This window comes from Dapis brunnea BLCC-M229 (assembly GCF_050015995.1).
Lineage (GTDB): Bacteria > Cyanobacteriota > Cyanobacteriia > Cyanobacteriales > Microcoleaceae > Trichodesmium.
Genome location: NZ_JBNHEP010000200.1, coordinates 19603 through 44371, shown reverse-complemented (window position 1 = coordinate 44371; position 24769 = coordinate 19603). Strand labels below are relative to the sequence as shown.

At 37.3% G+C, this 24769-nt stretch carries 19 protein-coding genes and 3 pseudogenes; 11 read left to right on the top strand and 11 right to left on the bottom strand.

The genetic code is table 11. The features are described from left to right. Positions 1-320 precede the first annotated feature (320 nt). Both ACP6PM_RS22370 and ACP6PM_RS22365 read left to right on the top strand, forming a co-directional pair. Positions 321-1049, top strand: a complete 729-nt coding sequence (locus ACP6PM_RS22370) for a histidine phosphatase family protein (RefSeq protein WP_426588517.1) — start codon at positions 321-323, stop codon at positions 1047-1049. A 421-nt stretch (positions 1050-1470) separates the two neighbouring features. Beyond that, positions 1471-2766, top strand: coding sequence for a TIGR03118 family protein (locus tag ACP6PM_RS22365; protein WP_426588515.1), 1296 nt, complete (start codon positions 1471-1473; stop codon positions 2764-2766). A gap of 222 nt (positions 2767-2988) precedes the next feature. On the opposite strand, the gene ACP6PM_RS22360 is transcribed toward ACP6PM_RS22365, so the two are convergent. Further along, positions 2989-3168: a hypothetical protein gene (locus ACP6PM_RS22360; protein ID WP_426588514.1), complete on the bottom strand. Its 180-nt coding sequence runs from the start codon at positions 3166-3168 to the stop codon at positions 2989-2991. A gap of 309 nt (positions 3169-3477) precedes the next feature. On the opposite strand from ACP6PM_RS22360, the gene ACP6PM_RS22355 reads away from it, so the two are divergent. Then, on the top strand, positions 3478-3651 hold the full coding sequence (locus tag ACP6PM_RS22355) for a hypothetical protein (RefSeq protein ID WP_426588512.1): 174 nt from the start codon (positions 3478-3480) through the stop codon (positions 3649-3651). Positions 3652-3998: 347 nt separating this feature from the next. On the opposite strand, the gene ACP6PM_RS22350 is transcribed toward ACP6PM_RS22355, so the two are convergent. The 5 genes and pseudogenes from ACP6PM_RS22350 to lepA form a co-directional block, all read right to left on the bottom strand. After that, entirely contained in the window at positions 3999-5366 is a 1368-nt protein-coding gene (locus tag ACP6PM_RS22350; protein ID WP_426588510.1) for a UDP-glucose dehydrogenase family protein, read from the bottom strand. Between the two features lie 95 nt (positions 5367-5461). Beyond that, positions 5462-5893: pseudogene (locus ACP6PM_RS22345) on the bottom strand (GDP-mannose 4,6-dehydratase); the annotation flags it as partial. A gap of 3 nt (positions 5894-5896) precedes the next feature. Further along, positions 5897-7159, bottom strand: a pseudogene (locus ACP6PM_RS22340) (GDP-mannose 4,6-dehydratase); the annotation flags it as partial. Further along, positions 7160-7678: pseudogene (locus tag ACP6PM_RS22335) on the bottom strand (GDP-mannose 4,6-dehydratase); the annotation flags it as partial. Between the two features lie 154 nt (positions 7679-7832). Then, positions 7833-9638, bottom strand: a complete 1806-nt coding sequence (lepA, locus tag ACP6PM_RS22330; RefSeq protein ID WP_426588508.1) for a translation elongation factor 4 — start codon at positions 9636-9638, stop codon at positions 7833-7835. Between the two features lie 336 nt (positions 9639-9974). On the opposite strand from lepA, the gene ACP6PM_RS22325 reads away from it, so the two are divergent. From ACP6PM_RS22325 to ACP6PM_RS22315, 3 genes are all read left to right on the top strand, one after another. Further along, entirely contained in the window at positions 9975-10202 is a 228-nt protein-coding gene (locus ACP6PM_RS22325) for a hypothetical protein (RefSeq protein WP_426588506.1), read from the top strand. Between the two features lie 453 nt (positions 10203-10655). Next, positions 10656-11123 carry a J domain-containing protein gene (locus ACP6PM_RS22320; RefSeq protein ID WP_426588504.1) on the top strand — a complete coding sequence of 156 codons (468 nt, stop codon included), beginning with the start codon at positions 10656-10658 and terminating at the stop codon, positions 11121-11123. Positions 11124-11966: 843 nt separating this feature from the next. Next, complete coding sequence (locus ACP6PM_RS22315) at positions 11967-12239, top strand: DUF3143 domain-containing protein (protein WP_426588502.1); 273 nt, start codon at positions 11967-11969, stop codon at positions 12237-12239. Between the two features lie 15 nt (positions 12240-12254). Here the strand turns inward: ACP6PM_RS22315 and uppS are convergent, their stop codons facing one another. From uppS to lysA, 3 genes are all read right to left on the bottom strand, one after another. Continuing rightward, entirely contained in the window at positions 12255-13001 is a 747-nt protein-coding gene (gene uppS, locus ACP6PM_RS22310; RefSeq protein WP_426588500.1) for a polyprenyl diphosphate synthase, read from the bottom strand. Next, a complete protein-coding gene (gene cdaA, locus ACP6PM_RS22305; protein WP_426588498.1) occupies positions 12998-13915 on the bottom strand; it encodes a diadenylate cyclase CdaA in 918 nt (305 codons plus the stop codon). The genes uppS and cdaA overlap by 4 nt, the downstream gene beginning before the upstream one ends. A 95-nt stretch (positions 13916-14010) precedes the next feature. Continuing rightward, entirely contained in the window at positions 14011-15438 is a 1428-nt protein-coding gene (gene lysA / locus ACP6PM_RS22300) for a diaminopimelate decarboxylase (RefSeq protein WP_426588496.1), read from the bottom strand. 703 nt (positions 15439-16141) lie between these two features. On the opposite strand from lysA, the gene rimI reads away from it, so the two are divergent. The 4 genes from rimI to ACP6PM_RS22280 all read left to right on the top strand — a co-directional run bounded on the left by rimI (position 16142) and on the right by ACP6PM_RS22280 (position 21183). Then, on the top strand, positions 16142-16729 hold the full coding sequence (rimI, locus tag ACP6PM_RS22295) for a ribosomal protein S18-alanine N-acetyltransferase (RefSeq protein ID WP_426588494.1): 588 nt from the start codon (positions 16142-16144) through the stop codon (positions 16727-16729). Positions 16730-16814: 85 nt separating this feature from the next. Continuing rightward, complete coding sequence (locus ACP6PM_RS22290; protein ID WP_426588492.1) at positions 16815-17174, top strand: hypothetical protein; 360 nt, start codon at positions 16815-16817, stop codon at positions 17172-17174. Between the two features lie 66 nt (positions 17175-17240). Further along, on the top strand, positions 17241-18083 hold the full coding sequence (locus tag ACP6PM_RS22285; protein ID WP_426588490.1) for a hypothetical protein: 843 nt from the start codon (positions 17241-17243) through the stop codon (positions 18081-18083). 631 nt (positions 18084-18714) lie between these two features. Next, a complete protein-coding gene (locus ACP6PM_RS22280; protein ID WP_426588488.1) occupies positions 18715-21183 on the top strand; it encodes an ATP-dependent Clp protease ATP-binding subunit in 2469 nt (822 codons plus the stop codon). Positions 21184-21630: 447 nt separating this feature from the next. On the opposite strand, the gene ACP6PM_RS22275 is transcribed toward ACP6PM_RS22280, so the two are convergent. Then, a complete protein-coding gene (locus tag ACP6PM_RS22275; protein WP_426588486.1) occupies positions 21631-22461 on the bottom strand; it encodes a hypothetical protein in 831 nt (276 codons plus the stop codon). Positions 22462-22856: 395 nt separating this feature from the next. On the opposite strand from ACP6PM_RS22275, the gene ACP6PM_RS22270 reads away from it, so the two are divergent. Next, positions 22857-23363 carry a hypothetical protein gene (locus ACP6PM_RS22270; RefSeq protein ID WP_426588484.1) on the top strand — a complete coding sequence of 169 codons (507 nt, stop codon included), beginning with the start codon at positions 22857-22859 and terminating at the stop codon, positions 23361-23363. 535 nt (positions 23364-23898) lie between these two features. Here the strand turns inward: ACP6PM_RS22270 and ACP6PM_RS22265 are convergent. After that, positions 23899-24618, bottom strand: a complete 720-nt coding sequence (locus tag ACP6PM_RS22265; protein ID WP_426588482.1) for a glutathione S-transferase family protein — start codon at positions 24616-24618, stop codon at positions 23899-23901. Positions 24619-24769: the final 151 nt, after the last annotated feature.

The following is a 24769-nucleotide window of genomic DNA, read 5'->3' as shown; positions in this document are numbered from 1 at the left end:
CTAATATTGGCCAAAATCTGGGTCAGAATCTGCTCCTTACTCTATAATTCTACACGCTTAGTGAGAATGAAACAGCCCTGCCTCCCAGGAGGGGTTAGGGGTGGGTTGACTCAATTACCACTTAAACCTTTCTATAACTGTTTCACCGGATTTGATATAACTATTCAACCAGATATGATATTACAAAAACAACTTCTGACTTCTTTGAACTCATTTTTTGGATAAGCAGGTTATCAAAAAACCAAAGTTATATATTAATAAATATTAGGTAATTGTATTAAGCTATTATATGATATAAATTCTCAATTAAAAAGTGTAAGATGCCTAAATTGTTACAAAATCAATTTCTCTGTCTTATCAGTGCCACAACTTTAGCTACTACAATGGTTTTGACTGGATGTAGCTCTCCTTCCAGCGATACAGCAAATGATACAACAAATCCAGGCGAAGCCACTGCTCAAACTATGACTGAGGGAGAAATAGCCAATGCTAACTTTAAGGATAAGCTCAGTGGCACAGCTCTTCTTAATGCCTTAAAACAAGGAGGTTATGTCATTTACATTTGTCACGCTCAAACTGAGAAAGATTATGCCGATCAAGTAACAGCAGTTATGGGCAACTGTGCGACTCAAAGAACGCTCAGTGAGGTAGGATGGAAACAAGCTAAAAGTATTGGGGAAGGGTTTCGCAAAAATGCTATTCCCTTTGATAAAGTGATTTCTAGTCAGTATTGTCGCGCTTGGCAAACAGCAGATTTAGCCTTTGGTAAATACGAGAAAAATGGCGACCTCAACTTTCCTAAAGCTGAAGACTACAGCGATCAACAAATAGTTGACATGAAAGCAAGGTTAGACCCAATGTTAACAGCAGTCCCTCTACAAGGAACAAATACTGTGATTGTTGGTCACGACGATCTATTTGAAGCTTCAACAGGTATTTATCCCGATCCACAGGGTATGGCTTATGTTATTAAACCAGATGGTAGTGGTAATTTCGATTTAGTTGCCAATGTGCTTCCTGATGAATGGTTAAAATTAGGCGGAACTTAGAAATCTTTTGCCTTGAGAAAGCTCGTAGTAGAGCTTGAGCAAGAAGTATAGATGTTGCTCAAGTCCTACTACAAACAAAAACTTTTTTATCAATTATTATCCGGACATCATATAACTTGAAATTAATCTACTTCTAAGCGCAGAAAATATAGTTTACCCAGCAGGTCCCGCGACAATAGTTAGACCATCTGGACTAACAATATAACCTATTAACTCCGTATCAAGGGAAAAAGTTGCTACGGGTTGCTCATTTTCTACCGTTCTGACTATCAGAATATTCTTGGGATAATCGTCATTACTAACAATAATTTATAAAAATTTTAGATGACTTTTAAAATTTTTATGATAACTTATTAAAAGTCTTTTCTATTAAGACTAATTTTTGAAATTAAATAAACCTTAAAATCTGAGGAACTTTTGGATGAAATTTTTCAATCTATTAAAAACAACTCTTATTACTCTGGTTATAAGTAGTGGAACAACTCCAGCATTTGGAGCATACTTTCAGACAAATCTTGTCTCAAACAATCCAGACTTCGATCCCCAGATCCTCGATCCATTAGTTGTCAATGCTTGGGGTTTAGCCATCCGTCCTGCTGGATTTGGCGGACACTTTTGGGTGACTAATGCTGATTCTGGAACTGTGACTACTTATGTTGGAGATGTTGGTGGAACACCCTTATTTCAAGACGATCTAAAATTTGTCACCATCCCTACATCGCCCAATGCTCCCGCAGGAATTGCAGGTGCTCCAACTGGGCAATTTTTTAGTTCCCATCCGTCGGATTTTGAGGTAACAATGTTACTCGATCCAAACAATCCAGACTTAGGAACAATTACTGGACCTGGTCGATTTTTTGCAGTAGAAGAGGGCGGAACTCTCTCAGCTTGGACAGAAGTACCTACAGATGAAGGTATACTCAGACCTGTTGAATATCTAGTAGTTGCAGACAATTCTGAATTTGCACCCCAAAATACTGATAGTAATCCAGATAACGATAATTTTGCAATCTATAAAGGTATGGCAGGGACTATCCAGGAAGAGAATAATCTCCTGTTTGCTGCTGATTTTAGTCCAACATCCCCAGGGATAGATGTTTGGGATAAAAAATTCAATGATATTACATCTAATTTTTTATTTGAGAATCCTTTTGGTGAAGAATATGCTCCTTTCAATATTCAAAATCTCGATGGTACGCTTTATGTTGCCTATGCAAAATTGAGTGATGAACCAGGTGAAGAACTAGCCGCAGCAGGTTTAGGACGACTAGCTGAATATGATATTGAGGGCAATTTACTCAATATATGGGGGCCAGATACCGATGATGCTAACGAAAATCTATTAAATGCACCTTGGGGTGTAGCGATCGCACCAGATGATTTTGGCGAATTTAGTAATAGTTTGTTAGTTGCTAACTTTGGAGATGGAAGAATTGTTGGTTACGACCGCACTTCCCGCGAACAAATTGGTTTTTTAACTGATGAATCAGGTAATCCTATTGAAATAGAGGGACTATGGGGACTAATTTTTGGCAATGGTGCTAGCTTGGGTGAGACAAATCATCTCTACTTTGCAGCAGGTCCTAATGACGAAGCTGATGGTTTGTTTGGTAAGTTACAAGTTGCAGAGTCGAGTTCTATTCCCGAACCAACTAGCGTTTTAGCTTTACTCGGAGTTACAGGTTTAGGCTTAATAAGCAAATGTCGCCGTTTTTAGAGTATCTTTATAAGCAAGAATGCTTAGTTGCTTGTAGTTGGGCTTTAGCCCATGAAATACTTATCTTTTTCCTTAAGCCCAACTACGAGCCCAATTTTAACTAAGTCAGAAGTCAGAAGTTGTTTTTGTAAGGGAGATTTGAGCAAGGCTCCAAAAACATTTCGCCGATCAAAGCGGGGTTGCGCGACCCAATTTTTTTGATATTTGAATTTATCTTCTTGGTCATTTGTCAAAAAAAATTAGATGTGTTTGCCCTGGCGTAACCCCCCAGGCGATCGCTAAACCATAGGGTCTGAATTCGACAATGCGACTAAATAGAATTTCTGCTCCTAAAATGACTAAGCGAGTTTTAATATAGTATTCGGTACGCACAGCAGGTCTTAATATTATGTCCGGTAGCATCGTTTGTGTAAAATCTGAGCGATACTGCTACGCAACGCTACCGCGAACGCTACTCTTCAAGCCCTTGATAAATTATCAGTAGGCCACCAACAAAAATAAGTGAGACCTGTTTGGGAGCGATCGCTGTTTCATTAATTTGTCGTAGTGGTTTTAAATACTGTTATGGGAACTATGAGTAATATCAAATCCGGTTGAATACTTATTATATGGTTGGGGGAGATGGGGAGATGGGGAGGTGGTTCTATTCAATATTGAAGTAATTTATAGAATTATCAACATATATTATATAACCGGATTCTATATAATGCCATGACAAAAAGCCTAGAATATGCTGTTCCTAAATATTTAGAAAATACTCTCGATCATCTTTTAGACAATATGATATCTTCTTCTGCTCATACTATTCTCTTAGCACAAGCTCACTTTACGACTGCAGAAACTGAAATCAAAGGAGATATTATTCTTTTCTTTCAAGTTGATTAATTGTTTAGGGAAATCATGCATTCAAAAGTTAAAAATCAAAAGTAATACCATTGTTAAAAAATAATGTTCTAAATAATAAGAGGAATTGAAAGACTTTATATAATAGAGTTGTCGCTAAATAGAGGGGAAAAATTGCTCAAACCTAGACAGAGCAAAAATTTAAGGCGTTTTTACTTGCTAATGGTTATAATCCTTACAGGACAAGGCTTTCGGGAATTTTTAAGCTTATAAAGCGACAAGTCTAATATCATGTCAAACAGTAGGGACGTTCCATGGAACGTCCCTACATGATTTTTCAATATATTTCTATGCTTGCTGAAACCTAAAAGCTAACTGCTAAAAGATTTTTAATGACCTATTCCTACATACTGAAAACCAGCAGCTTCCAACTCTTTACGATCGCAGAAATTACGACCATCAACAAACAAATTATGCTCCATCGACTTTGCCATCTTAGCATAATCTAATTTCTCAAACTGTTTCCAGTCTGTCACCAATACCAAAGCATCACAACCATCAGCAAGTCTTTCTGGGTCAGTCTCAACTACCACACCTGTTAAACCATGACGCATACCAGACTGAGAAATAATTGGATCGTAAGCTTTCACCTTCGCACCCAACCTGTTCAACTCTTGAATCAAATCTAGAGAAGGTGCATCCCGCATATCATCAGTATCAGGTTTAAACGTCAAACCCAATAACCCAATAGTCTTACCCTTGAGAATTTTCAGCGCCTGCTGTAACTTATCTATTGCTATCATCCGTTGACGCTTATTCACCTCAACTGCTGCTTTCAATAAATTTGCTTCACAACCATAGTCATCAGCAGTATGAACTAAAGCAGAAACATCTTTAGGGAAACAGGAACCACCCCAACCGATACCAGCTTGTAAAAACTTATTACCAATGCGAGAGTCTAACCCGATACCCTTAGCAACCTGAGTCACATCTGCACCGACGCGATCGCAAATATTAGCAACCTCATTCACAAAACTAATCTTTGTTGCCAAGAAAGAGTTAGCAGCATATTTAATCATCTCTGCGGAACTCAAATCTGTCATTACAACTGGCACTTGTGGGAGCGAAGGATCGTCAGCAAATTTTCGTTCAACCAGAGGTGCATAAAGCTCCTGCATCATGTCTAGCGCCTTTTGACTGTTACTACCCAATACAATTCTGTCTGGGTTAAAAGTATCGAATATAGCGGAACCTTCGCGCAAAAACTCTGGGTTACTAACTACATCAAATTCTGCTTCAATATCGGTACCAGTTCCCCCTTCTTCTTTTTTACGTTCCTCAACCCCATCTAAAACTATCCGCCTTACCCAGTCACCAGATCCAATAGGTACAGTTGATTTATTGACAATCACTTTATAACCTGTAGTCAAATGAGCGCCGATCCCCTTAGCTACTGCTTCAACATAGCGAGTGTCACTTTCCCCGGTAGGTAGTGGGGGAGTACCAACAGCGATAAATAAAATATCTCCGTGATCTACCCCTGCTTTCAAGTCAGATGTAAACTCTAGCAACCCTGCTTTAGTGCAACCCTGCATTAGTTCCGAGAGTCCTGGTTCGTAAATTGGAGACTGTCCTGATTTTAGCAACTTGACTTTTTCTTCGTTGTTGTCTACGCAAATTACATGATGTCCTGTATGAGAAAGACAAACTCCTGTAACTAAACCAACGTAACCAGTACCAATAACGCAAACACGCATATTTATATCCTCAAAATTTTTAACAGGAAAAAACACAAAAATTTTTCGTGGGGATTAAGTTGTTACGATTTATTTCCGCTCATCCCCGCACCCTTTTAGCTTTTTGGCGGTTCATTTTTGAGCCGCTCTCGAAAATCTTCTATAGTCAATTTTAACCCTTCTTCGAGAGGAACAGTAGGTTCCCAACCCAAATATTTTTTTGCACGAGTAATATCTGGTTGTCGCTGTTTTGGGTCATCTTGTGGCAGAGGCTTATATGTTATCTCTGCATCTGGATTAACCATTTCTTGAATTTTCTGAGCTAATTCTAGTATTGTATACTCTCCAGGGTTCCCTATATTAACTGGTCCGATAAAATCTTGATTCATTAACCTGATAAACCCTTCTACCAAGTCTGAAACATAACAGAAACTTCTGGTTTGGGAGCCATCGCCATAGACTGTTAGTGGTATTCCTTTTAAGGCTTGTGCGATAAAGTTGCTAACAACTCGACCATCATTTTCTAACATTCTAGGTCCATAAGTATTATGAGCAAAAATGCTGTAGCTTCCCCCTATAAAGTTCTCATAATTTGGTACTGAGAAATCGTAGACATAATCATCTATTTCAAATTCTTCAATACTTTCTATTTTTGCCCAGATAATATCACCTGTAGTTTTGGCTGATATTTTCTGCTGAACGTTAGATAAATTCTGGATATTGTTATCTTCTAATCCCTTTACTATTATCCGGTAAATTTGTTCTTCTGTTTCTGAGACATCTGCTACTAAACCAAACTTAGCTAGAATTAATACTAATTTTTCTGTGACTAACTGACTATCAATCTTAAATTCCAGCTTTGAATTTAGTTGATTTTCTATATCGTTCCCTTCAGCAAATCCCTGTAAAAAGCTAGTTAATTGTTCTGGAGGAAGTTGTAAAATCCAATTAGGAATATCTTTTTCTTTCTTACCAAAATTCAATCCATCTGCGATTAAATCAACCAGGATTTTTGACTCAATACTTATATATCCTGCTTCATCAATTTCTGACTTATAGTCAAATATTCTTTCTATTATTTCTATTACTTTTGCTAGTTTTTTAGCTTCTCCTTTGAGCAATAATTTATCTTGTATCAAACTTCCTTGAGTTACATAAAACCCTAATAACCATAAAAATTCTTCTACATTTTCTATCCAATTTTTAACTGCTTTTGTAGATGAGTAGCAAATTTTTTCTTTTTCGGATAGAGGAAGTTCTAAATATTCCCATAGATGCTTAGGAATTTGATTTTTTGCTTCGTAGTTTTTCAGTGTGGAATAAAGTTGACTAGGATTTAAACCTTTTGCCAATAAATACTCCCGAATTTTATCTCCATATTTTTCTAGATAGGAAATTATCTCCTCACTTTCTACAGATATTTCTTCTTTGCTTGAAATCTTGTCTGTAATGTGGAATGGTTCTAAAGGTTGTTCCAAAAAGCTGATATAACTGGGAACTCCAATTTCATCTCCCACCTTTAGGTCATTTCCAAAAGCTGCTTGAGGTTTATTATTTTCATCTCTAGTAAATAAACTATGGTCTTCTGTAATTTTTATCTGCTTACCCCAAGTAGTTTTTATATTAAAACCTTTCTTCTTGACATGATGTTTCCAAATTGCAGAAATTGGTTTAATTACTGTTTGAGAATTTTCATCAAAACAAGGTACTGATACATTAGATATATCTCCATTAATCCTGTCATAACATTCAGCAAAAGTTTCATAATAGAGATTTTCACCAATGTAATAAAGTACCTTTTGGTCTCCAGTCAAACTGTTAAAAATTCTGACTACTCTAATGTCAACTTTATTTTGGCGATGGTAATCAAATGCTAAAGTTTCTGCTACTCGCTTCCCTTCATCGTAACATGATCTAATGCCAATACAATTAACATTACCTCTATACTCTTCTGTTTGAGGATGTACATCTGGGTCTCCATATACCTCAGATGTAGAAGCTAAAAAGAATCTTGCTTTTACTCTTTTAGCTAACCCCAACATATTCAATGTCCCCATCACATTTGTTTTAATTGTCTTGACAGGGTTGTACTGATAATGTATAGGACTAGCAGGACAAGCTAGATGATAAATTTGATCTGCTTCTAATCTGATGGGTTCTGTAATATCATGGCGAATTAATTCAAAGTAAGGATGATTCAACCACTTATAAATATTGCGTTTAGTTCCTGTGTAAAAATTATCGAGACAGAGGACTTCATGGCCTTGTTCCATTAATCTATCGATGAGATGAGAACCAAGAAAACCCGCGCCACCTGTTACTAATATTCTCATTATTTCCAAAGAACGAGGATTGTAATTTGTTGTGGTTTTCAATGGATAATTGAAGAACCACATCAAATTCCATCATACACTAACAAAGTGTGGGTCTGAAATACCTCGGTAGAGAAAGCTTATCAAATCTTTAAAAAACTACCTTCTTTGATTATTAATCTAATCGCAAAACTGCCATAAAAGCTTCTTGTGGGACATCTACTGTACCCAAAGACTTCATCCGCTTTTTACCTTTAGCTTGTTTTTGTAGTAATTTTTTCTTACGACTAATATCCCCACCATAACATTTAGCCAAAACATCTTTCCGTAAAGCGGGAATATGTTCGCTGGCAATAACTTTGGAACCGATAGATGCTTGAATTGGTACTTTAAACTGATGGCGGGGAATTAATTCTTTCAGCTTTTCTGCCAAAGCACGACCTACTCCATAAGCTTTATCTTTATGTACGATTACAGCTAAAGCATCCACTGGTTCAGCATTAATCATAATATCTAACTTAACCAAAGGATTCTCACGATAGCCTATAAGATGATATTCCATACTAGCATAACCACGAGACCGAGATTTCATTTGGTCGAAAAAGTCTGTGACTACTTCTGCCAAAGGTATCTCATATATTAAAGTAGTTCTGCCTTGAGCCAGATACTTCATATCCTTAAATACACCCCGTCTTGATTGACCCAACTCCATTAATGTCCCTACATATTCTTCTGGAGTAATCATTTCTACTCGTACATAAGGTTCTTCGATTTTTTCTCGGTGATTAGGATCTGGTAATAAGTTTGGGTTATCAACCAGAATAACTTCTTCTGTACTAGTAGTTACTTGGTAAACTACTGATGGAGAAGTAACAATCAAATCTAAGCTATATTCTCGCTCTAATCTTTCCTGGACAATTTCCATGTGGAGCAATCCTAAAAATCCACACCGAAATCCAAAACCCATGGCACTTGATGTTTCTGCTTCATAAGACAAAGCCGCATCATTAAGTTTCAGTTTGTCTAGTGCTTCTCGTAAATCTGGGAACTGGTCAGCATCGGTAGGAAATAACCCACAAAATACCATAGGTTTAGCTTCAGTGTAACCAGGTAAAGGAGCTTTGGCTTGTTTTTTGGCTAGAGTAATTGTATCTCCAACTCTTGCATCTTCCACTGCTTTAATAGCTGCTGCGAAATAACCAACTTCTCCTGCATGGAGTTCTTTTACTGGTTGTTGGGTGGGAGATAGAACTCCTAGATCATCTACGTCATATTCTTTTCCTGATGCCATGAGTCGGACGCGATCGCCTTTGGCAATAGTCCCATCCATAACTCTGAAATATACAATTACCCCTCGATATGGGTCATAATAACTATCGAATATTAGGGCGCGTAATTGTTCATCAATAGTATCTTGTGGTGATGGTACTAATTGGACAATTGATTCTAGAATTTCAGCAATTCCTATTCCTTCTTTGGCAGATGCTAAAATTGCCCCCGAACAGTCTAAGCCAATTATTTCTTCTATTTCCTGTTTTACCCGTTCTGGTTCTGCCCCTGGAAGGTCAATTTTATTTAATACTGGAATAATTTCTAGGTCATGCTCCAAAGCTAGGTAGACATTAGCTAAGGTCTGAGCTTCTACTCCTTGGGAAGCATCTACTACTAATAAAGCACCTTCACAAGCTGCTAGAGACCGCGATACTTCATAGGAAAAATCTACATGACCAGGTGTGTCTATTAGATTTAATACATACTCTTTCCCATCTTTAGCACTATAATTCATGCGGGCAGCTTGTAGTTTAATTGTGATGCCACGCTCCCTTTCTAAGTCCATTGTGTCTAAAAATTGCTCTTTCATTTCACGGTCTGCCACTGTGCCAGTTGCTTGTAGGAGGCGATCTGCTAGGGTTGATTTTCCATGGTCTATATGGGCAATAATGGAAAAATTACGAATGTGAGATACAGGAACTTTTGTCATATTTTTTTTAATAATTTGAGCTGCCGTGTTTTTGTTATGGTCTCAGTAAAATCTATCTATTTTCTTAACATATTTTAATTCTTAAATTTTTGGCCTTGCCTTATTTCTGTTCCAGTCACTGTTAAAAATCAAATATATTACTGGTAAACATCATTTACTCAGATATTTATTTTATGGTTTGACAAATAAATCCTAATGTGATAGATATATAAAATGTAGTTTTAAAAGTGGACTATATAAATATACAAATTCATCATATTTGTTAGTAAAATAGTTAAATTAGTTGCTAGATATTAGTATATTATATAACTTTTCTAAATTTAGGATTGTCTTGTTATGAATGAGCCTAAAGTTGATCGGCAAAAGTCTCTGGAGAAAGTGGAATTATCTATAAATATAGATCCTGGGTTATTAGATCAAGTTAAGCATTTAACAAATGACCCTAGCAAAGTGATTGAAAGTGCGCTTCGTCAGTGGTTGAGAGGAGGACTCCCAGAAGATGAGTTAGCTCTAACCCTTCAGAGAAACCCCCCTCTCCCACCAAGAGGGGAATGGAATGATTGAAATTTAAGCTTTTCCAAGTTTTCTAGTCTGTAATCATTACGATCGGTATTGATTGATTATTTGAAAAGTTGAGTGGGATGAGACTGATTTAGAACATTAAAAACTATCTAAATCTTGGGATTAATTCACTCAATCTCGTAGATAATTGAAAAAAAAATAATCTTTCGTGACTAGACAGTGCGAAGTTCTTTGAATAACTATTGCTAGCTAAGGCTTTTAGCAACTCAAGCTTAGAAACTATCCATTCATACCTGTAGGTGCTGTAAGCCCTTTCCAGTAAGACTTTCAGTCAGATAAGCAAATCGTTTTTTAGAAGAACTTTGTACTCTCCAGTTCGTGATTGTTCAATACTAAATAATTATAGTTGCTATTCTGTCAACAGAAATCAGTAAATAAAAAGATAACTATTGGCAAAAATCAATTTAGTGGGATAAAGTTACAAGAATTTGAAGAATGTCAAAATATACTCCTTTGGATGTGAGCTATTATTCTTTACTTGGACTCCATCCAAAAGCATCTAATCAAGAAATTAGAAAAGCATATCGGGAATTAAGTAAGCATTATCATCCAGATACTACAGATATGCCACGAGCGATCGCTACTGCTAAATTTCAGCAAATTAATGAAGCTTATGCTACTTTAGTGGACTCCGAGAGAAGATTAGAGTACGATCAAAAGATCAGGCATTTGTATCTAAATGATTTTGAGCAAAGAGTTAACTTGAGCACTCATGTCTCCCGTTCAAAATGGAGAAATTTATCTAGCTACTTAGACAGTACAGATAGACCATTATCTGCAGGTGAGTTATTTGCCCTTTTGATTATGGGCCTTGCTCTTATTGGTTGTTTGGTAATAGCTATTATTATCGGTCTCATACGTCCAGAATTCACGATCCAACCTATCGAACCACCAGGAATTTAAGTTATATATCTAGTATCCTCATCATAATTTTTTAACTTTATCAAATTCAGAGATGATCTGCTGCTTTCTAAAGTCTAAATTTTCAGACAATTCTAGACAAATATCTACAGAATGTCCAGGTTGTTAGATGGAGCTTTTTAGATTAATACTTGAGAAGGATATTTGAATCACAGGATTTTGGCATTAATAATGGAGTGCAGTTGGACTCTACTTTTCGCTTTTCATGAAAACCCCAGAGGGAGTCCTCACTCAAGGTAATTTAGTGGAAAATTAACCTTCGCGTGCCAGTAGGTTTATGGACAGGTTAGTCAAAAATTGCTTTCAGTCACATATGGGAAGCGTTTCTAGGATTGTCTAGATTTTTAGAAGGTGAGAGAAACCAAAATCTCCTATTAAATTAAATATTAGACTTGTCACTTTATAACTAATATCATGTTCGGATAATTACTTATAATAAAGTTTTTGTTTGTAGTTGTGCTTTAGTCCTTGGAATAGTTATTATTAGGGCTAAAGCACAACTACGAGCCTAATTATAACTTTTATACCGAACATGATATAAAAAACTGGAAAACTATTGTCATGTAAGAATTTCAGCTATCCCTGGAATAAAACACCTCGAATTACTCCTGTGTCTTAATTTGATCTATTTTTTTCCATCTAATCGATAATTAGCGACAACTTTAATTAGATAAGTTTTCATAATTATTAGACCAAATAAGGGAGGCTTCATGGAACCTTCCTAGAAGGGTTATTGTTTTGATTGTGTGGTTCACCTATTCCAGAAGCGCTATATAATAGAAAAGCGTCAAAAAAATCTAAATATTTTTTGTAGAAATAAAAGAAATGAATCTTCCTACCCCAGATACTCCTTTATATAATCATCCTCTACCAAAAATTGAGCAATGGCTTCAGGAAAATGGCTGCCAACAAAATTTGGAAAAATTGCACTGTTGGTGGGTTGAAAGACCAGCTTGGAAAGCAGAATTATTGCTTGATATCGATCAACTTACTGTACGTTATATAGATGCAGGTGTTGATGGTACTGACATTCAACGATCTTTTAAATATTCCTTAACTCGGCAGGATCTTGAAGCAGTCATCTTTTCCGGACCTTAGTTTAACCTGAACCAATCAGATTTTTCCAAATCTGCGTTCACGTTGCTGATAAGCGTATAAAGCACGATGAAATTCAGGACGATTAAAGTCAGGCCAAAATGTCTCAGTCACATAAATTTCTGAATAAGCAATTTGCCAGAGTAAAAAATTACTAATTCGCATTTCCCCACTGGTACGAATTAATAAATCTGGATGAGAAATGCCAAAAGTATAAAGATATTGCTCAAAAATTGCTTCATTAATTTCTTCAGGTTTGAGCATACCTTTTTGTACTTGAGAGGCGATCGCTTGACAAGCTTGTATAATTTCCTGACGTCCCCCATAATTAGTAGCTACAGTAAACTTAATCCCCTGATTTTCCCTAGTCATTTCCATTGAGTGTTTAATCTCAGCTTGTAAAGATAGAGGCAAAGAACTTAAATTACCAACAAATCTAATTTGAACATCTTCTGCCATCATCTCTCGTAGCTCTTGACGCAGAACTCTTTCAAACAAAGTCATTAAAAAATTAACTTCCTCTAGAGGTCGGCCCCAATTTTCACTAGAAAAAGCGTAAGCAGTTAAAGCTTCTATACCCCAGTCTCTACAGCATCGTAGCAGATCCTTGAGGGCCTCTACTCCACGCCTATGACCCATAATGCGAGGCAAACCACGAGCTTTTGCCCAACGACCATTGCCATCCATAATCACAGCTACATGATGAGGCAACCTTTCTGGTTTCAAATCAACAGGTAAATCTTGTAAACAAGTTCCTTGATTCATCTTTTCTTTCCAGTAGCTGATGGACTTTGACGAAGTACCCATGAAATTAATTTCGTTCCTTTTGATCCTATTTGACGTCCAAGACTAAGTATAGGGATTGAATTTGTACTTTTTTCACTACCTGATAGAAATAGACGTTCCTCTAATAACTCCTTTAGTTTATTACCTGTTAAAGGCCGATTCAAAGTTCCTTTTTCGGCCAGGGAAATAGAACCCGTTTCTTCAGATACCACTATACAAAGGCATTTTTCCACTTGTTCTGTAATTCCCATTGCCGCTCTATGACGAGTCCCTAATTGCCTGGAAGCTATTCTCTCAGACAGTGGTAGAATCACACCAGCCGACATAATCTTGCGTTCTCTAATTAGAACTGCTCCATCATGTAATAAAGTTTTTGGCTGAAATATAGTTTGTAATAGCTCCTTAGAAAGTTCAGCATTTAACTTTACACCAGGTACAGAAAAATCTCTTTCATCAATAGGTCCATTTGTTTCTATAATTAACAAAGCACCTATACGATTTTGGGACAGTTGTTTAATCGCTTCTACTATTACATCAATCATGTTATCTGATTCAGGTAGAACTCGGCGATCGTGTCCAAACATTTGGAGAATTTCTCCCTGTCCCAACTGTTCGAGAAACCTACGGAATTCTGATTGTAATATCACTGCCATTGAGACAGCAGAACCAATCACTAGGCTGTTGAGGGCAAAACTTAATAGTCTTAATCCGGCCCAATGACTTAAAGCCGAAGCCAACATTAAGACTATAAAGCCTCTTACCATCCATAATGTACGACGTTCCCCTATGATGACCAGCACCATATATATCAGGGCTAGAACCAGTCCTATATCAATACTATGTATTAATAAGGAGTGCATCAAGCCTGGGTCATTACTAAGACCCGATTTCATTGAACTTTAATTATTAATCTAGTGTCAACTTTGAATTTGGTCTCTTTTATATTGGTAACATATTAGTTGCTATTCTTTTAGCTTTCTGTTACCAATCAAATACTATTATCATTGATAGCTATTCGCTCTGGTAAAGTATCTTTACTGAGCAAATCCTGATAAGTTTCCCTTTGTAAAATTACATTAACTTCCTTATTGCCTACTAAAACTGCTGCTGGTCTTGGCAAACGATTATAGTTAGAAGCCATACTGTAGTTATAAGCACCTGTAGCCATAACTACTAAACAATCTCCTGCTTGAGTTACTGGTAAGGTAGCGTTCTTGATGAGAATGTCACCAGACTCACAATGTTTACCAGCAATAGTAACTGTTTCTGTAGTTGCTTCAGATAATCTGTTAGCTATAACTGCTCGATAGACTGATTGATAAGTTATTGGGCGAGGATTATCTGACATTCCCCCATCTACAGATATATAGGTTCTAATGTCTGGAATTTGTTTTTGAGACCCTAAAGTATAAGCTGTTACACAGGCAGGTCCAATTATTGAGCGTCCTGGTTCACATAATAGTTTAGGTAATGGTAACTGTTTAGCTTGACAAGCATTTACCATTGCTGTACTAACCTTATGAACCCAAGTTTCAATACTAGGGGGGTCATCTGCTTCAGTATAACGGATTCCTAAACCACCACCGATATTAATTTCTTTGATTGGCAAATTATGTGCCATAGCAGTTGTTATTCCATCTACCATTACATCTGCTAAATCTTGATGGGGTTGAACTTCAAAAATCTGGGAACCTATATGAGCGTGAATACCAATAAGTAATAATAATTCTTCTTTACTTATGAAGGCAAAGACATCATTTAGTTGATTGGGGTCAAATCCAAATTTGCTATCTAGATGACCTGTACGAATGTATTCGTGGGTATGACATTCAATACCAGGTGTAAACCTAATCATTATTTTTATTGGATTCTGTAGCTGCTCTTTTTGTTCCTTCTTTAAAGCTGCTAATGTTTCTAATTCTAGCCAGTTATCAACAACAATTATACAATCTGTTTCGATGGCAAAAGTTAATTCTGCCTGAGATTTGTTATTGCCATGAAAGTATATTTTGTCAGGTTTAACACCTGCTTGGATAGCTGTATATAATTCTCCTCCAGATACAACATCTATACCTAAACCTTCAGAACCACATAAGGCACATATTGCCAGACTACTCCATGCTTTGGAAGCATAAAGTACCAAAGATTCTCCAGGATAATACTGTTTAAGTGCATCTCGATATTGACGACAAGCTGTTCGGAGAGTGTATTCGTCTACAATATACAGAGGTGAGCCAAATTTCTCGACTAATGCTGGTACATCCCAGCTTCCGATTTCTAAATGGTCTAAATTGTTAACTTTAGCAGTGAGTGGTAAAAGTTCTTGATTGGGTGAACTTTCTTGAACTGATTCTGTTAATTTTGGCAAATACTGAAGTCCAGAGTTGGTGGTTATTACAGATTGGGTTGATACCATGAGTGCTTTACGGAGTTATACTTTAGTGATATATTTTACATACTACCACGTCTACTTTACAGTATGGCGTGGGCTTCTCGTTTCCTCGTCCCGGTATCCCGTCGGACAAGAGAGAGCTTTAAGGACGGAATGCCCTGTCGCCCTATTTTTGATATTTATGGCCCTATTCACATCCCGGTCTATTACTATGCCGCAATGCGGGTAAGAATGAATTATATCTATATAGTTGTTTCTTGATTTTTTCGGCACAATTTGAACAATCTTGGCTAGTGTGTTGGGGATTCACAACTATAGTTTTCAGCTCTAGCATTTAAGTCCTGCGGATGACCTAACGGTAAGGAGGCTTTGACACTCAGAATAGATAGGAACTGTTCCCATCCAGCATATCTAGCTACAATTCTATGGTGGCAACTTGTTCTTGATTAGGCTTTAGCTTGTACTAATAAGCAGTCCGCATCATGGACAAACTAACTTTATTGTTGTTAGAATAACATGAATTTTTACTATTGAGGCCAAAAGTAGTTTTTGTAAATGAATGTGACTCAATGTCCCATTCATTTACGATCGATTCATCTCATACTAAATTGATTGAAAACTATGGTGTGAGGCTTATCGACGATTCAGCTAAATATAATAAGTAGAAGTTATTGTATTTTGTCAATTTTTGATTGATTTTTTATCTAAAATTTAGAGTGTCATAGTTATGGCCATTATTACAATTCAAAAAATGAGGCATGAGCATATTTCTAGTGTGGTTGAATTGGATTTACTTTGCTTTGGTGGACTCTGGAATGCTCAAGGTTATCAGCGAGAGTTAGAAAGTCCTAATAGCGATATGCTGATTTTAGTGATTAGCCAAAATACTGAAGATAGAAATGAGGAAGTTGTCTTTAAATCCTCTAACTTTCAATCACAGATTACCTATAATCATCAGTCTATAATCGGTGTATGTTGTTTGTGGGCTATCTTAGAGGAAGCACACATTACTATTTTAGGAATCGATCCTCAATACCAACGCTTGGGTTTTGGTCAACTACTACTATACACTTTAATGAGGTCTGCTTGGGAAAGAGGGTTAGAGCGAGCTACCTTAGAAGTTGCAGCTTCAAATATTTCTGCATTGTCTTTATACTATAAGTTTGGTTTTCAAGATGTAGGTCGTCGTCGAGGATATTACCAGAAAAGTGGGGAAGATGCTCTAATTCTCTGGCGTGGTCATCTGCATGACCTAGAATTTGAGCAAACTTTGTCTGAATGGCATAGACAAGTTGTTGCTCGTATTAATGGTTAATAAATATAATAAATAATTGGGGGATGGGTTAGTATTCCCCAAACAAAATAGTATAGTATTTTTATCTATTTTTTGGATACTTTTTATGACAGTTAATAACTCATTTAATACTGCAATGAATCGGGTCGTGAATATGACCGACGATAGAAAACTATGCTCTCGTGTAAAAAAACTGGGATTGAATGTTGTAAATGTTATGTGGGAAGACACTGCTCGAACGCCTGGTTCAGTTTGGGGACCTAATATCAGTGATATGACTCTTCAAGTTCGCCATCCAGAAGAACCAGGTCGTAGAGAACTCTTACCCGTTATTCGCTATCCCAACTTTACAGATAGAACAGGTGACGTTCCTCTAGAGCTTGTCAAAATTAAAGTAGGGAATGAAAAAGGAAAAGAATTAGAAGTAGTGAGTTTGGAGGAATACCTGGCTAATTTACAGCAGTAAATCAGTTATCCTAGTAAATTTTATCCAGAAAGTCAATCTCTACTCACAAAAAAAGATACCCATGTCTTGGTAAGCGCTCAAGCTTGTTTTTTACCTATTCCCAATCAAGGCAAATGTAGTTTTAATCCAGTATTATTTAATTATCAATCAGAATCAGGAAACCCTGCGGTTCTAGCTATTTTGATTTCTACCGAAGGCAGCAGTGTGACAGTTATTGATAATGGTGAGGATTTAGCAGAATGGGGACAAAATATTTATTTCAACAACAATGGCCAGAAAGCTTGCTTGACTGGTGAACGTTTGAGCGATTATAAAGAAAATTTAGCAACCGATCTGGCAACCCGACAAGGTATTTCTCTTGAAGCAGCTCGCGAGCAAGTAGCGATTGCTCAAGATGTGAATATGGTAATGATTGTTCAAGTGCCACTCAAACATAAGGAAAGAGAATATCAAGGAAATATAGAATATCATTGTTATACCTGTTCTGGTAGTGGAACTCTTGACTTGAAGGACAGTGCAAGAGCAACAGACTGGTGCGATATGGAAGATGCTGTCATTGGACATGGGGAGGATGAAGGCGAACATATAGAGTTGGGCAGTTACAAACTAGAACGGGATGATCGCTATCCCATCCGTATTACCGTGCAGTTTTACAAAGCTACCAGTAACGGTATTATTGACGACAAAGGTCTAGAAAATATCAGTCAATGTATTGAGATGACTTATACCAGTGCTGATTATATTGGCTCTCTGGTAGTAGGAACATTAAAGAAAGGAGATTTAGGCATGGGTAATGCTCGCCCCACTCAACCTGCACCTTCTTCTCAGGCTGTTGTTTCTCCTCCGAAGAATTTTCTTAAAGTTGTTAATCCTTTTGCTCCTCATCAAAAGCCGAAAACAGGAGAATAAAAATAGCTGTTATAGGGCTATAAGTAGTTTTGGTATAGTTTTGGTACAAAAACTTAGGCTAATAGGGTGACAGTATTTTTTGGTTAAAAATTTGAAACTATTACCCATGTTGTATATTTTCTATATAACTAGGTAGAAGACTGTTATTTGAATAAAAAAAATATTTGCTTCGCTGAAATGAATGATGTTGAATCAGAAAACTTTATATTTTTTTAAAATAAATAGATAGTTTAATCATTATATACTATAAAAACCTGAGCTATACTTTAGAAACCAAAATTAAATTGTTGGCTAAAAAAAAGTAACTTTCAATACCATTGGTAGATAGGAGAAAGCAATAGAGAAAAATGTCAGATAGGGGATTTCCCTACCTGAATTATTGGTTTATTGAGCTAAACTTTCTAGATACCAACTCTAAATAAACTAATAAGACTATTTTGTTTTTGAGTTGTTTGGTAAAAACAGTTACCCACACAAAACTTTATCATAGGACTAGAAAGATTACTATCGCAAAATCAATTTACATTTTGACAAGTATCTTTGGTCTCAAGATCCAGAAGTGGGAAACAGCTTTAGTAGAAATGTCAGGCTAGAATAAGCTTAAGGGCAATTATAGAGATAGGAATAAATTATGTTTGAACGCTTCACGGAAAAAGCAATCAAAGTGATAATGTTGGCCCAAGAAGAGGCTCGCCGCTTGGGACATAACTTTGTGGGGACAGAACAAATCCTTCTGGGTTTAATTGGAGAAGGAACAGGAGTAGCAGCTAAAGTTCTGAAATCTATGGGTGTTAATCTCAAAGATGCTCGGATTGAAGTAGAAAAAATAATTGGCCGTGGTTCAGGATTTGTGGCAGTAGAAATCCCTTTTACTCCTAGAGCTAAAAGGGTTTTAGAATTATCTTTGGAGGAAGCACGGCAATTAGGGCATAACTATATTGGCACAGAGCATCTACTATTAGGTTTAATTCGAGAAGGAGAAGGAGTAGCTGCAAGAGTTCTGGAAAATTTAGGAGTAGACCTGTCTAAAGTCCGTACCCAAGTGATTCGGATGTTGGGTGAAACAGCAGAAGTAACTGCTGGTGGTGGTGGTGGACGTACAAAAACTCCCACTCTTGATGAGTTTGGTTCAAATCTGACTCAAATGGCATCTGAAGGGAAGTTAGACCCAGTAGTGGGAAGACAAAAGGAAATTGAACGGGTAATTCAGATTTTAGGTCGTAGAACTAAGAATAATCCAGTCTTAATTGGGGAACCTGGTGTGGGAAAAACGGCGATTGCTGAGGGTCTGGCACAACGCATTGCTAATAATGATATACCAGATATTCTCGAAGAAAAGCGGGTGGTTACTCTGGACATTGGTCTATTGGTGGCGGGTACTAAATACCGGGGTGAGTTTGAGGAACGTCTCAAGAAAATTATGGATGAAATTCGCTCTGCGGGTAATGTCATCCTGGTTATTGATGAGGTTCATACTCTGATTGGAGCTGGTGCTGCTGAAGGGGCTATTGATGCTGCTAATATTTTGAAGCCTGCTTTGGCTCGTGGGGAGTTACAGTGTATAGGGGCGACTACCCTAGATGAATATCGGAAACATATTGAAAGAGATGCAGCTCTGGAACGTCGTTTCCAACCAGTAATGGTGGGTGAACCTTCTGTTGATGAAACTATTGAGATATTATACGGTTTAAGGGAACGTTACGAGCAACACCATAAATTAAAAATTTTGGATACAGCTTTGGAAGCTGCTGCTAAGTTATCAGACCGTTATATTAGCGATCGCTATTTACCAGATAAAGCTATTGACTTGATAGATGAAGCTGGTTCCCGTGTCCGGTTGATTAATTCTCAACTCCCCCCCGCAGCCAAGGAATTGGATAAAGAATTACGTCAACTTCTGAAAGAAAAGGATGAGGCGGTACGTTCTCAAGATTTTGATAAGGCGGGAGAGTTGCGCGATCGGGAAATGGAAATCAAATCTGAAATTCGTTCTCTTGCTCAAAATAAAAAGCTTGATTCCACTACCGAAGATGATTCTCCAATGGTGACTGAGGAGGATATTGCTCATATTGTGGCAAGTTGGACTGGTGTTCCAGTGAATAAGTTAACTGAGTCTGAGTCTGAGAAACTGCTGCACATGGAAGATACTCTACACCAACGTTTGATTGGTCAGGAGGAAGCAGTCAAGGCAGTGTCTCGTGCTATTCGTCGAGCAAGAGTGGGATTGAAAAACCCCAACCGACCTATTGCTAGCTTTGTTTTCTCAGGACCGACTGGGGTTGGTAAGACAGAATTGACTAAGGCTTTAGCTGCATATTTCTTTGGTTCTGAGGAAGCGATGATCCGGTTGGATATGTCGGAATATATGGAACGTCATACTGTTTCTAAGTTGATTGGTTCTCCTCCTGGTTATGTGGGTTATAACGAGGGCGGTCAGTTAACTGAGGCAGTTCGTCGTCGTCCTTACACTGTGGTGCTATTTGATGAAATTGAAAAGGCGCACCCTGACGTATTCAATATGTTACTCCAAATTTTGGAAGATGGTCGCTTGACTGATGCAAAGGGTCGGACTGTTGACTTTAAGAATACCTTGATTATTATGACTTCTAATATCGGTTCTAAGGTAATCGAGAAAGGAGGCGGTGGTCTCGGCTTCGAGTTCTCAGAAAATGAGGCTGATGCTCAGTATAACCGGATTCGCAATTTGGTTAATGAAGAACTTAAACAGTATTTCCGTCCAGAATTCCTCAACCGTCTGGATGAGATTATTGTGTTCCGTCAGTTGACTAAGGATGAGGTGAAGGAAATTTCTGTTATTCTGCTGAAAGAGGTCTTTGGTCGCTTGACTGAAAAAGGTATTACGTTGGAAATTACCGATCGCTTCCAGGAGCGGTTGGTTGAGGAAGGTTATAATCCTAGTTATGGAGCAAGACCTTTGCGTCGGGCAATTATGCGTTTGCTTGAGGATAGTTTGGCTGAGGAAATTCTGGCTGGCAAGATCGGTGAAGGCGATACTGCTGTAGTTGATGTTGGAGATGATGGTCAGATTACCGTGTCTAAAGGTGAAAAACGAGAGTTGGTGCCTCAAGTTGCTGAATAGGATTTAGTTTCTTCAGGGAAAAGAAGTGAATATTTAATGGTAAGACGGCGGAGAGTTTGAGCTTTCTGCCGTTTCCTCTCTAAAACTTTTGCCCTCTGCCTAATTAGGGTTTGCTGAAAAAGTCTTTTTTTAAGGAGTAGGGGAGTAGGGGAGTAGGGGAGTAATTTTTTTGTCTCAACTCTTGCCCAAAATGCGCTCCTTTTTGAGTATAAATAGCTGAAAACTAGGTACTTTTTCAAGACCTAAAAAAGCTCAAACCTTTATCTGTAAATGCTTTTAAATTTAATCAGCAAGCCCTAATTAGGAATAAGGATTTATTAACTTCCAGATTTCCTACACAGAAGTATTTCAGTGCAATACTTCTAGACAAAAACTTTGGATATTATTTAATTATCATTCCTTAGTAAATATTGGTTTTGTCTAAACCAGATTTAGTATTAATCCTATTTAGGGCTTCAAGACTTCTTTTGCACCTTCAATAAAGAATTGTGCAACAGGATGATCGACCATTTTTTCTAGCGCTGCAAAACTACCAGCTTTAACTCCTCTCAAAATTCGGGATTTTAGCTCTGGATTATGCTCAACTTGATCCACAGCCTTTGCTCCTAAAACTCTGAGACTATCATTTGGATAATCTGTCGATAGCTGGTTCAATAAATCTTTGATATCTTTTGAAGCTTGGACTAAATCTTGAGAATTATTAATTTGAGTGTCAATTTTATCTCCCATAACTTTATCACCTGCGATGTTATCGCCTAAACCATATTGATTAATTGAATTTTCCACGATCAACTCCTGAATAATAACCTGCAATTTTTTATGGTCAATACCATTTTTTAGAACTCTGCACAGACTGATAATTGAATTTCCATAAAGTTCAGATTTCATGGCATCATAACAACCACTCTGACTACTAGAACATAGGTAGTAGCCCACCTGAAGCTTACGATTAAAGCTTACAAGCTCGTTATTAAAGTCAAGAAGACATCCATAAGTCTGATGATGAGCGACAAGTTTAGTATAGCCACCAATCAAACAACATATCACGAGATGAAAAAGTGCATGGCGCTGAAGCTTATAATCATATTTCTGCTCAAGAAGTCCCCAAGAGATAAATTGCAAAGAAACAGCGGCAGTACATGGATATAAATCTTCTATATTAGCTGCAGCGATGAACAGGTTTACAAATCCACGATCTACAGCAGTAATCACACCGTCATAGAAAGATATTAGAAGGTCTTCTTTGTGTAGCGATAAGTGCCTTTTTTGTCTATCCAAAAATTCTAGAATCTCAAGATAATCAGCATGAGCTTTTTTTTAATGGGGAGGTATGTTGACTTTCTGGTGGCAGAAGATAAAATTTGAAATCTGCCTGAGTTGAATTTGCCTGCTCCAAAAAGTTAGTAAACTCATTTTCATACTGATAGTGTGGAAGAATAAGCACTTTAGGCATTACAAATAAATCCTACATTTATCTCTAAATTCTAGCTATTACGATAGACTTAAGCACTTTTCAGGAATTTATTGAACTTTTCTTTGCCTTTACTAAGTGTAGAGGCTATCCACTGAAATAAGCACAACTTAAAAATCAAAAATTATTGACAGGTTAAATCCTTTGTGGTCTGATGAAAGATAATTATAATGTTTATCTTTTATATGTTCCGAAACAGTTTATGAAAAATACAAATACTGAAACAGATAAAGTTGGTACAACAGAAGCAGCATTTCTTTTAAATATTTCTACCGCTAGACTCAGGTTACTTTTGAGGCAAGGTCGTCTGAAAGGAGCTAAAAAAGTCAAACGCTTCTGGGTAATTCCTTTGAACAGTAGAGGAATGCCAGAAATTACTCCTGGTCGTCGAGGTCCTCAAGGAACTTGGAATAAAGGATTCCGTACAGGCAATACTTTTATCCATGTGCTGCGAAGAGAAATTGACTATAACCGAGACCACAGCACCTCTCTTCCAGCCATTTCTGTTAAACAAGGAGACAGAAACGATCGCTGCCACGAAGTAGAAATTCTGGGAAACTGCAAAATCGTGTATCGCCCTCATAAACCTAATAGGAGTCAAGCAGGTGGTGCACGCCTGTGGATTGAAGTAGAGCCTGAAGTTGAAATTATTCGCAAATTTTTCCGAGATATGGAACTAGACGAAAATCAAGCTCAAGGTTCTAGTTAATTTAGAATCTGATTTTTAAATTCAACTAATGTTTATCTATAAATATAGTAGTTTAACTTAAAGATGAGACGTTTTTTCATCTGAAACTCCCTCCAGGCAATAAAGCTTTGTCTCAATCTAAAGTTAAATGACTATATATAGTGGTGTCGGCTTGTTTAACTTTGAGGCTGGCATTGTAGATTGTTATGCAAGTAACTGTAGGTAATACCAAACACGATCGATGTTTGCTACAAATAGCTAGGGAATTTTTTAGGAGTCAGGAATCAGTATGATTTTTTAGCCACTAAATAGAGTTGTTGGGAATTAAGCTAAAAAAATGGCTCAAACCCTTATTATTCAAAGTTTATAGCGTTTTTCAGTCCAAAAATTGTGAAAACCTTATAGAGTAAGCTTTTGAGCATTGTTCAATTTTTATTTCCCAACAACTCTAATATACAGCACTTTCTCCGGTAGAGATTTAGCGAGCAAGATGCTCGCACCACAAGAGTTTTAGTATTTGCTCAAAAAGTTGATAATTTTAACGCCTACTTACCGATCAACGTTTAACATCACTTTTAAAACGGTCAGCATTAGCACTTTCGGCAGTCGCCACATCTCCCTTGCCAAAAAATGCAGGAAAAGGCTTAGGGATTTCAAGTGCCCGTTGGGTTGCAGGTCGGCTATCAATACGGTCAAACCAAGCTTGAAGGTTGTTGAGGCCATCCACTGATACTTTAGCCCAGTAGTAGGAGCGTGCCCAAGGGTAAGTGGCTATGTCTGCAATGCTAAACTCATCTCCAAGCAAATAGGTTTTACCTTCAAGTTGCTTATCCAAAACTTCTAGTAGTCTGCGTGACTCTTCGACATATCGCTTAATTGCAAATTCATCACGATGTCCTTGAGGTTCAGCAATCCTTTGGAAGTACATAGCCTGACCCATTATTGGGCCAACGCCACTCATCTGAAACATCAGCCACTGAAGTGCTTGGGAGCGGGATTTTTCCTCTTTGGGAAGGAACTTTCCATACTTTTCGGCTAGATACCAAAGAATTGCACCCGACTCGAAAACGACAAAATTATCATTACCATGATCGACAATAGTTGGAATGCGCCCATTGGGATTGAGTTTAATATACCACTCAGATTTCTGCTCCTTTTTGCTAAAGTCGATAGCTGTTAGCTCATATTCGACTTCTGCCTCTTCTAGAAAAATTAAAGGCTTCCAACCGTTCATTGTGGATGCTGTATAAAGATGAATATTAGGTTGTGTTGCCATTATGCCTCCTTTAATTCGGATAATCAACGATCCAAAAGTTGTTGTTTGTTTGTAGTATTGCTCTAGCCCTATCTATAATTTAGGGTTTTAGCCCTACTACGAACTTTAATTATGACTATATCTATTATCAATTAATGAACGTTAATTAATG

Excerpts from the sequence above, each read along its gene's own strand:
- ACP6PM_RS22370 (WP_426588517.1), top strand. The coding sequence starts at position 321 with ATGCCTAAATTGTTACAAAATCAATTTCTCTGTCTTATCAGTGCCACA.
- ACP6PM_RS22365 (WP_426588515.1), top strand. The coding sequence starts at position 1,471 with ATGAAATTTTTCAATCTATTAAAAACAACTCTTATTACTCTGGTTATA.
- ACP6PM_RS22360 (WP_426588514.1), bottom strand. The coding sequence starts at position 3,168 with ATGCTACCGGACATAATATTAAGACCTGCTGTGCGTACCGAATACTAT.
- ACP6PM_RS22355 (WP_426588512.1), top strand. The coding sequence starts at position 3,478 with ATGACAAAAAGCCTAGAATATGCTGTTCCTAAATATTTAGAAAATACT.
- ACP6PM_RS22350 (WP_426588510.1), bottom strand. The coding sequence starts at position 5,366 with ATGCGTGTTTGCGTTATTGGTACTGGTTACGTTGGTTTAGTTACAGGA.
- lepA (WP_426588508.1), bottom strand. The coding sequence starts at position 9,638 with ATGACAAAAGTTCCTGTATCTCACATTCGTAATTTTTCCATTATTGCC.
- ACP6PM_RS22325 (WP_426588506.1), top strand. The coding sequence starts at position 9,975 with ATGAATGAGCCTAAAGTTGATCGGCAAAAGTCTCTGGAGAAAGTGGAA.
- ACP6PM_RS22320 (WP_426588504.1), top strand. The coding sequence starts at position 10,656 with ATGTCAAAATATACTCCTTTGGATGTGAGCTATTATTCTTTACTTGGA.
- ACP6PM_RS22315 (WP_426588502.1), top strand. The coding sequence starts at position 11,967 with ATGAATCTTCCTACCCCAGATACTCCTTTATATAATCATCCTCTACCA.
- uppS (WP_426588500.1), bottom strand. The coding sequence starts at position 13,001 with ATGAATCAAGGAACTTGTTTACAAGATTTACCTGTTGATTTGAAACCA.
- cdaA (WP_426588498.1), bottom strand. The coding sequence starts at position 13,915 with ATGAAATCGGGTCTTAGTAATGACCCAGGCTTGATGCACTCCTTATTA.
- lysA (WP_426588496.1), bottom strand. The coding sequence starts at position 15,438 with ATGGTATCAACCCAATCTGTAATAACCACCAACTCTGGACTTCAGTAT.
- rimI (WP_426588494.1), top strand. The coding sequence starts at position 16,142 with ATGGCCATTATTACAATTCAAAAAATGAGGCATGAGCATATTTCTAGT.
- ACP6PM_RS22290 (WP_426588492.1), top strand. The coding sequence starts at position 16,815 with ATGACAGTTAATAACTCATTTAATACTGCAATGAATCGGGTCGTGAAT.
- ACP6PM_RS22280 (WP_426588488.1), top strand. The coding sequence starts at position 18,715 with ATGTTTGAACGCTTCACGGAAAAAGCAATCAAAGTGATAATGTTGGCC.
- ACP6PM_RS22270 (WP_426588484.1), top strand. The coding sequence starts at position 22,857 with ATGAAAAATACAAATACTGAAACAGATAAAGTTGGTACAACAGAAGCA.
- ACP6PM_RS22265 (WP_426588482.1), bottom strand. The coding sequence starts at position 24,618 with ATGGCAACACAACCTAATATTCATCTTTATACAGCATCCACAATGAAC.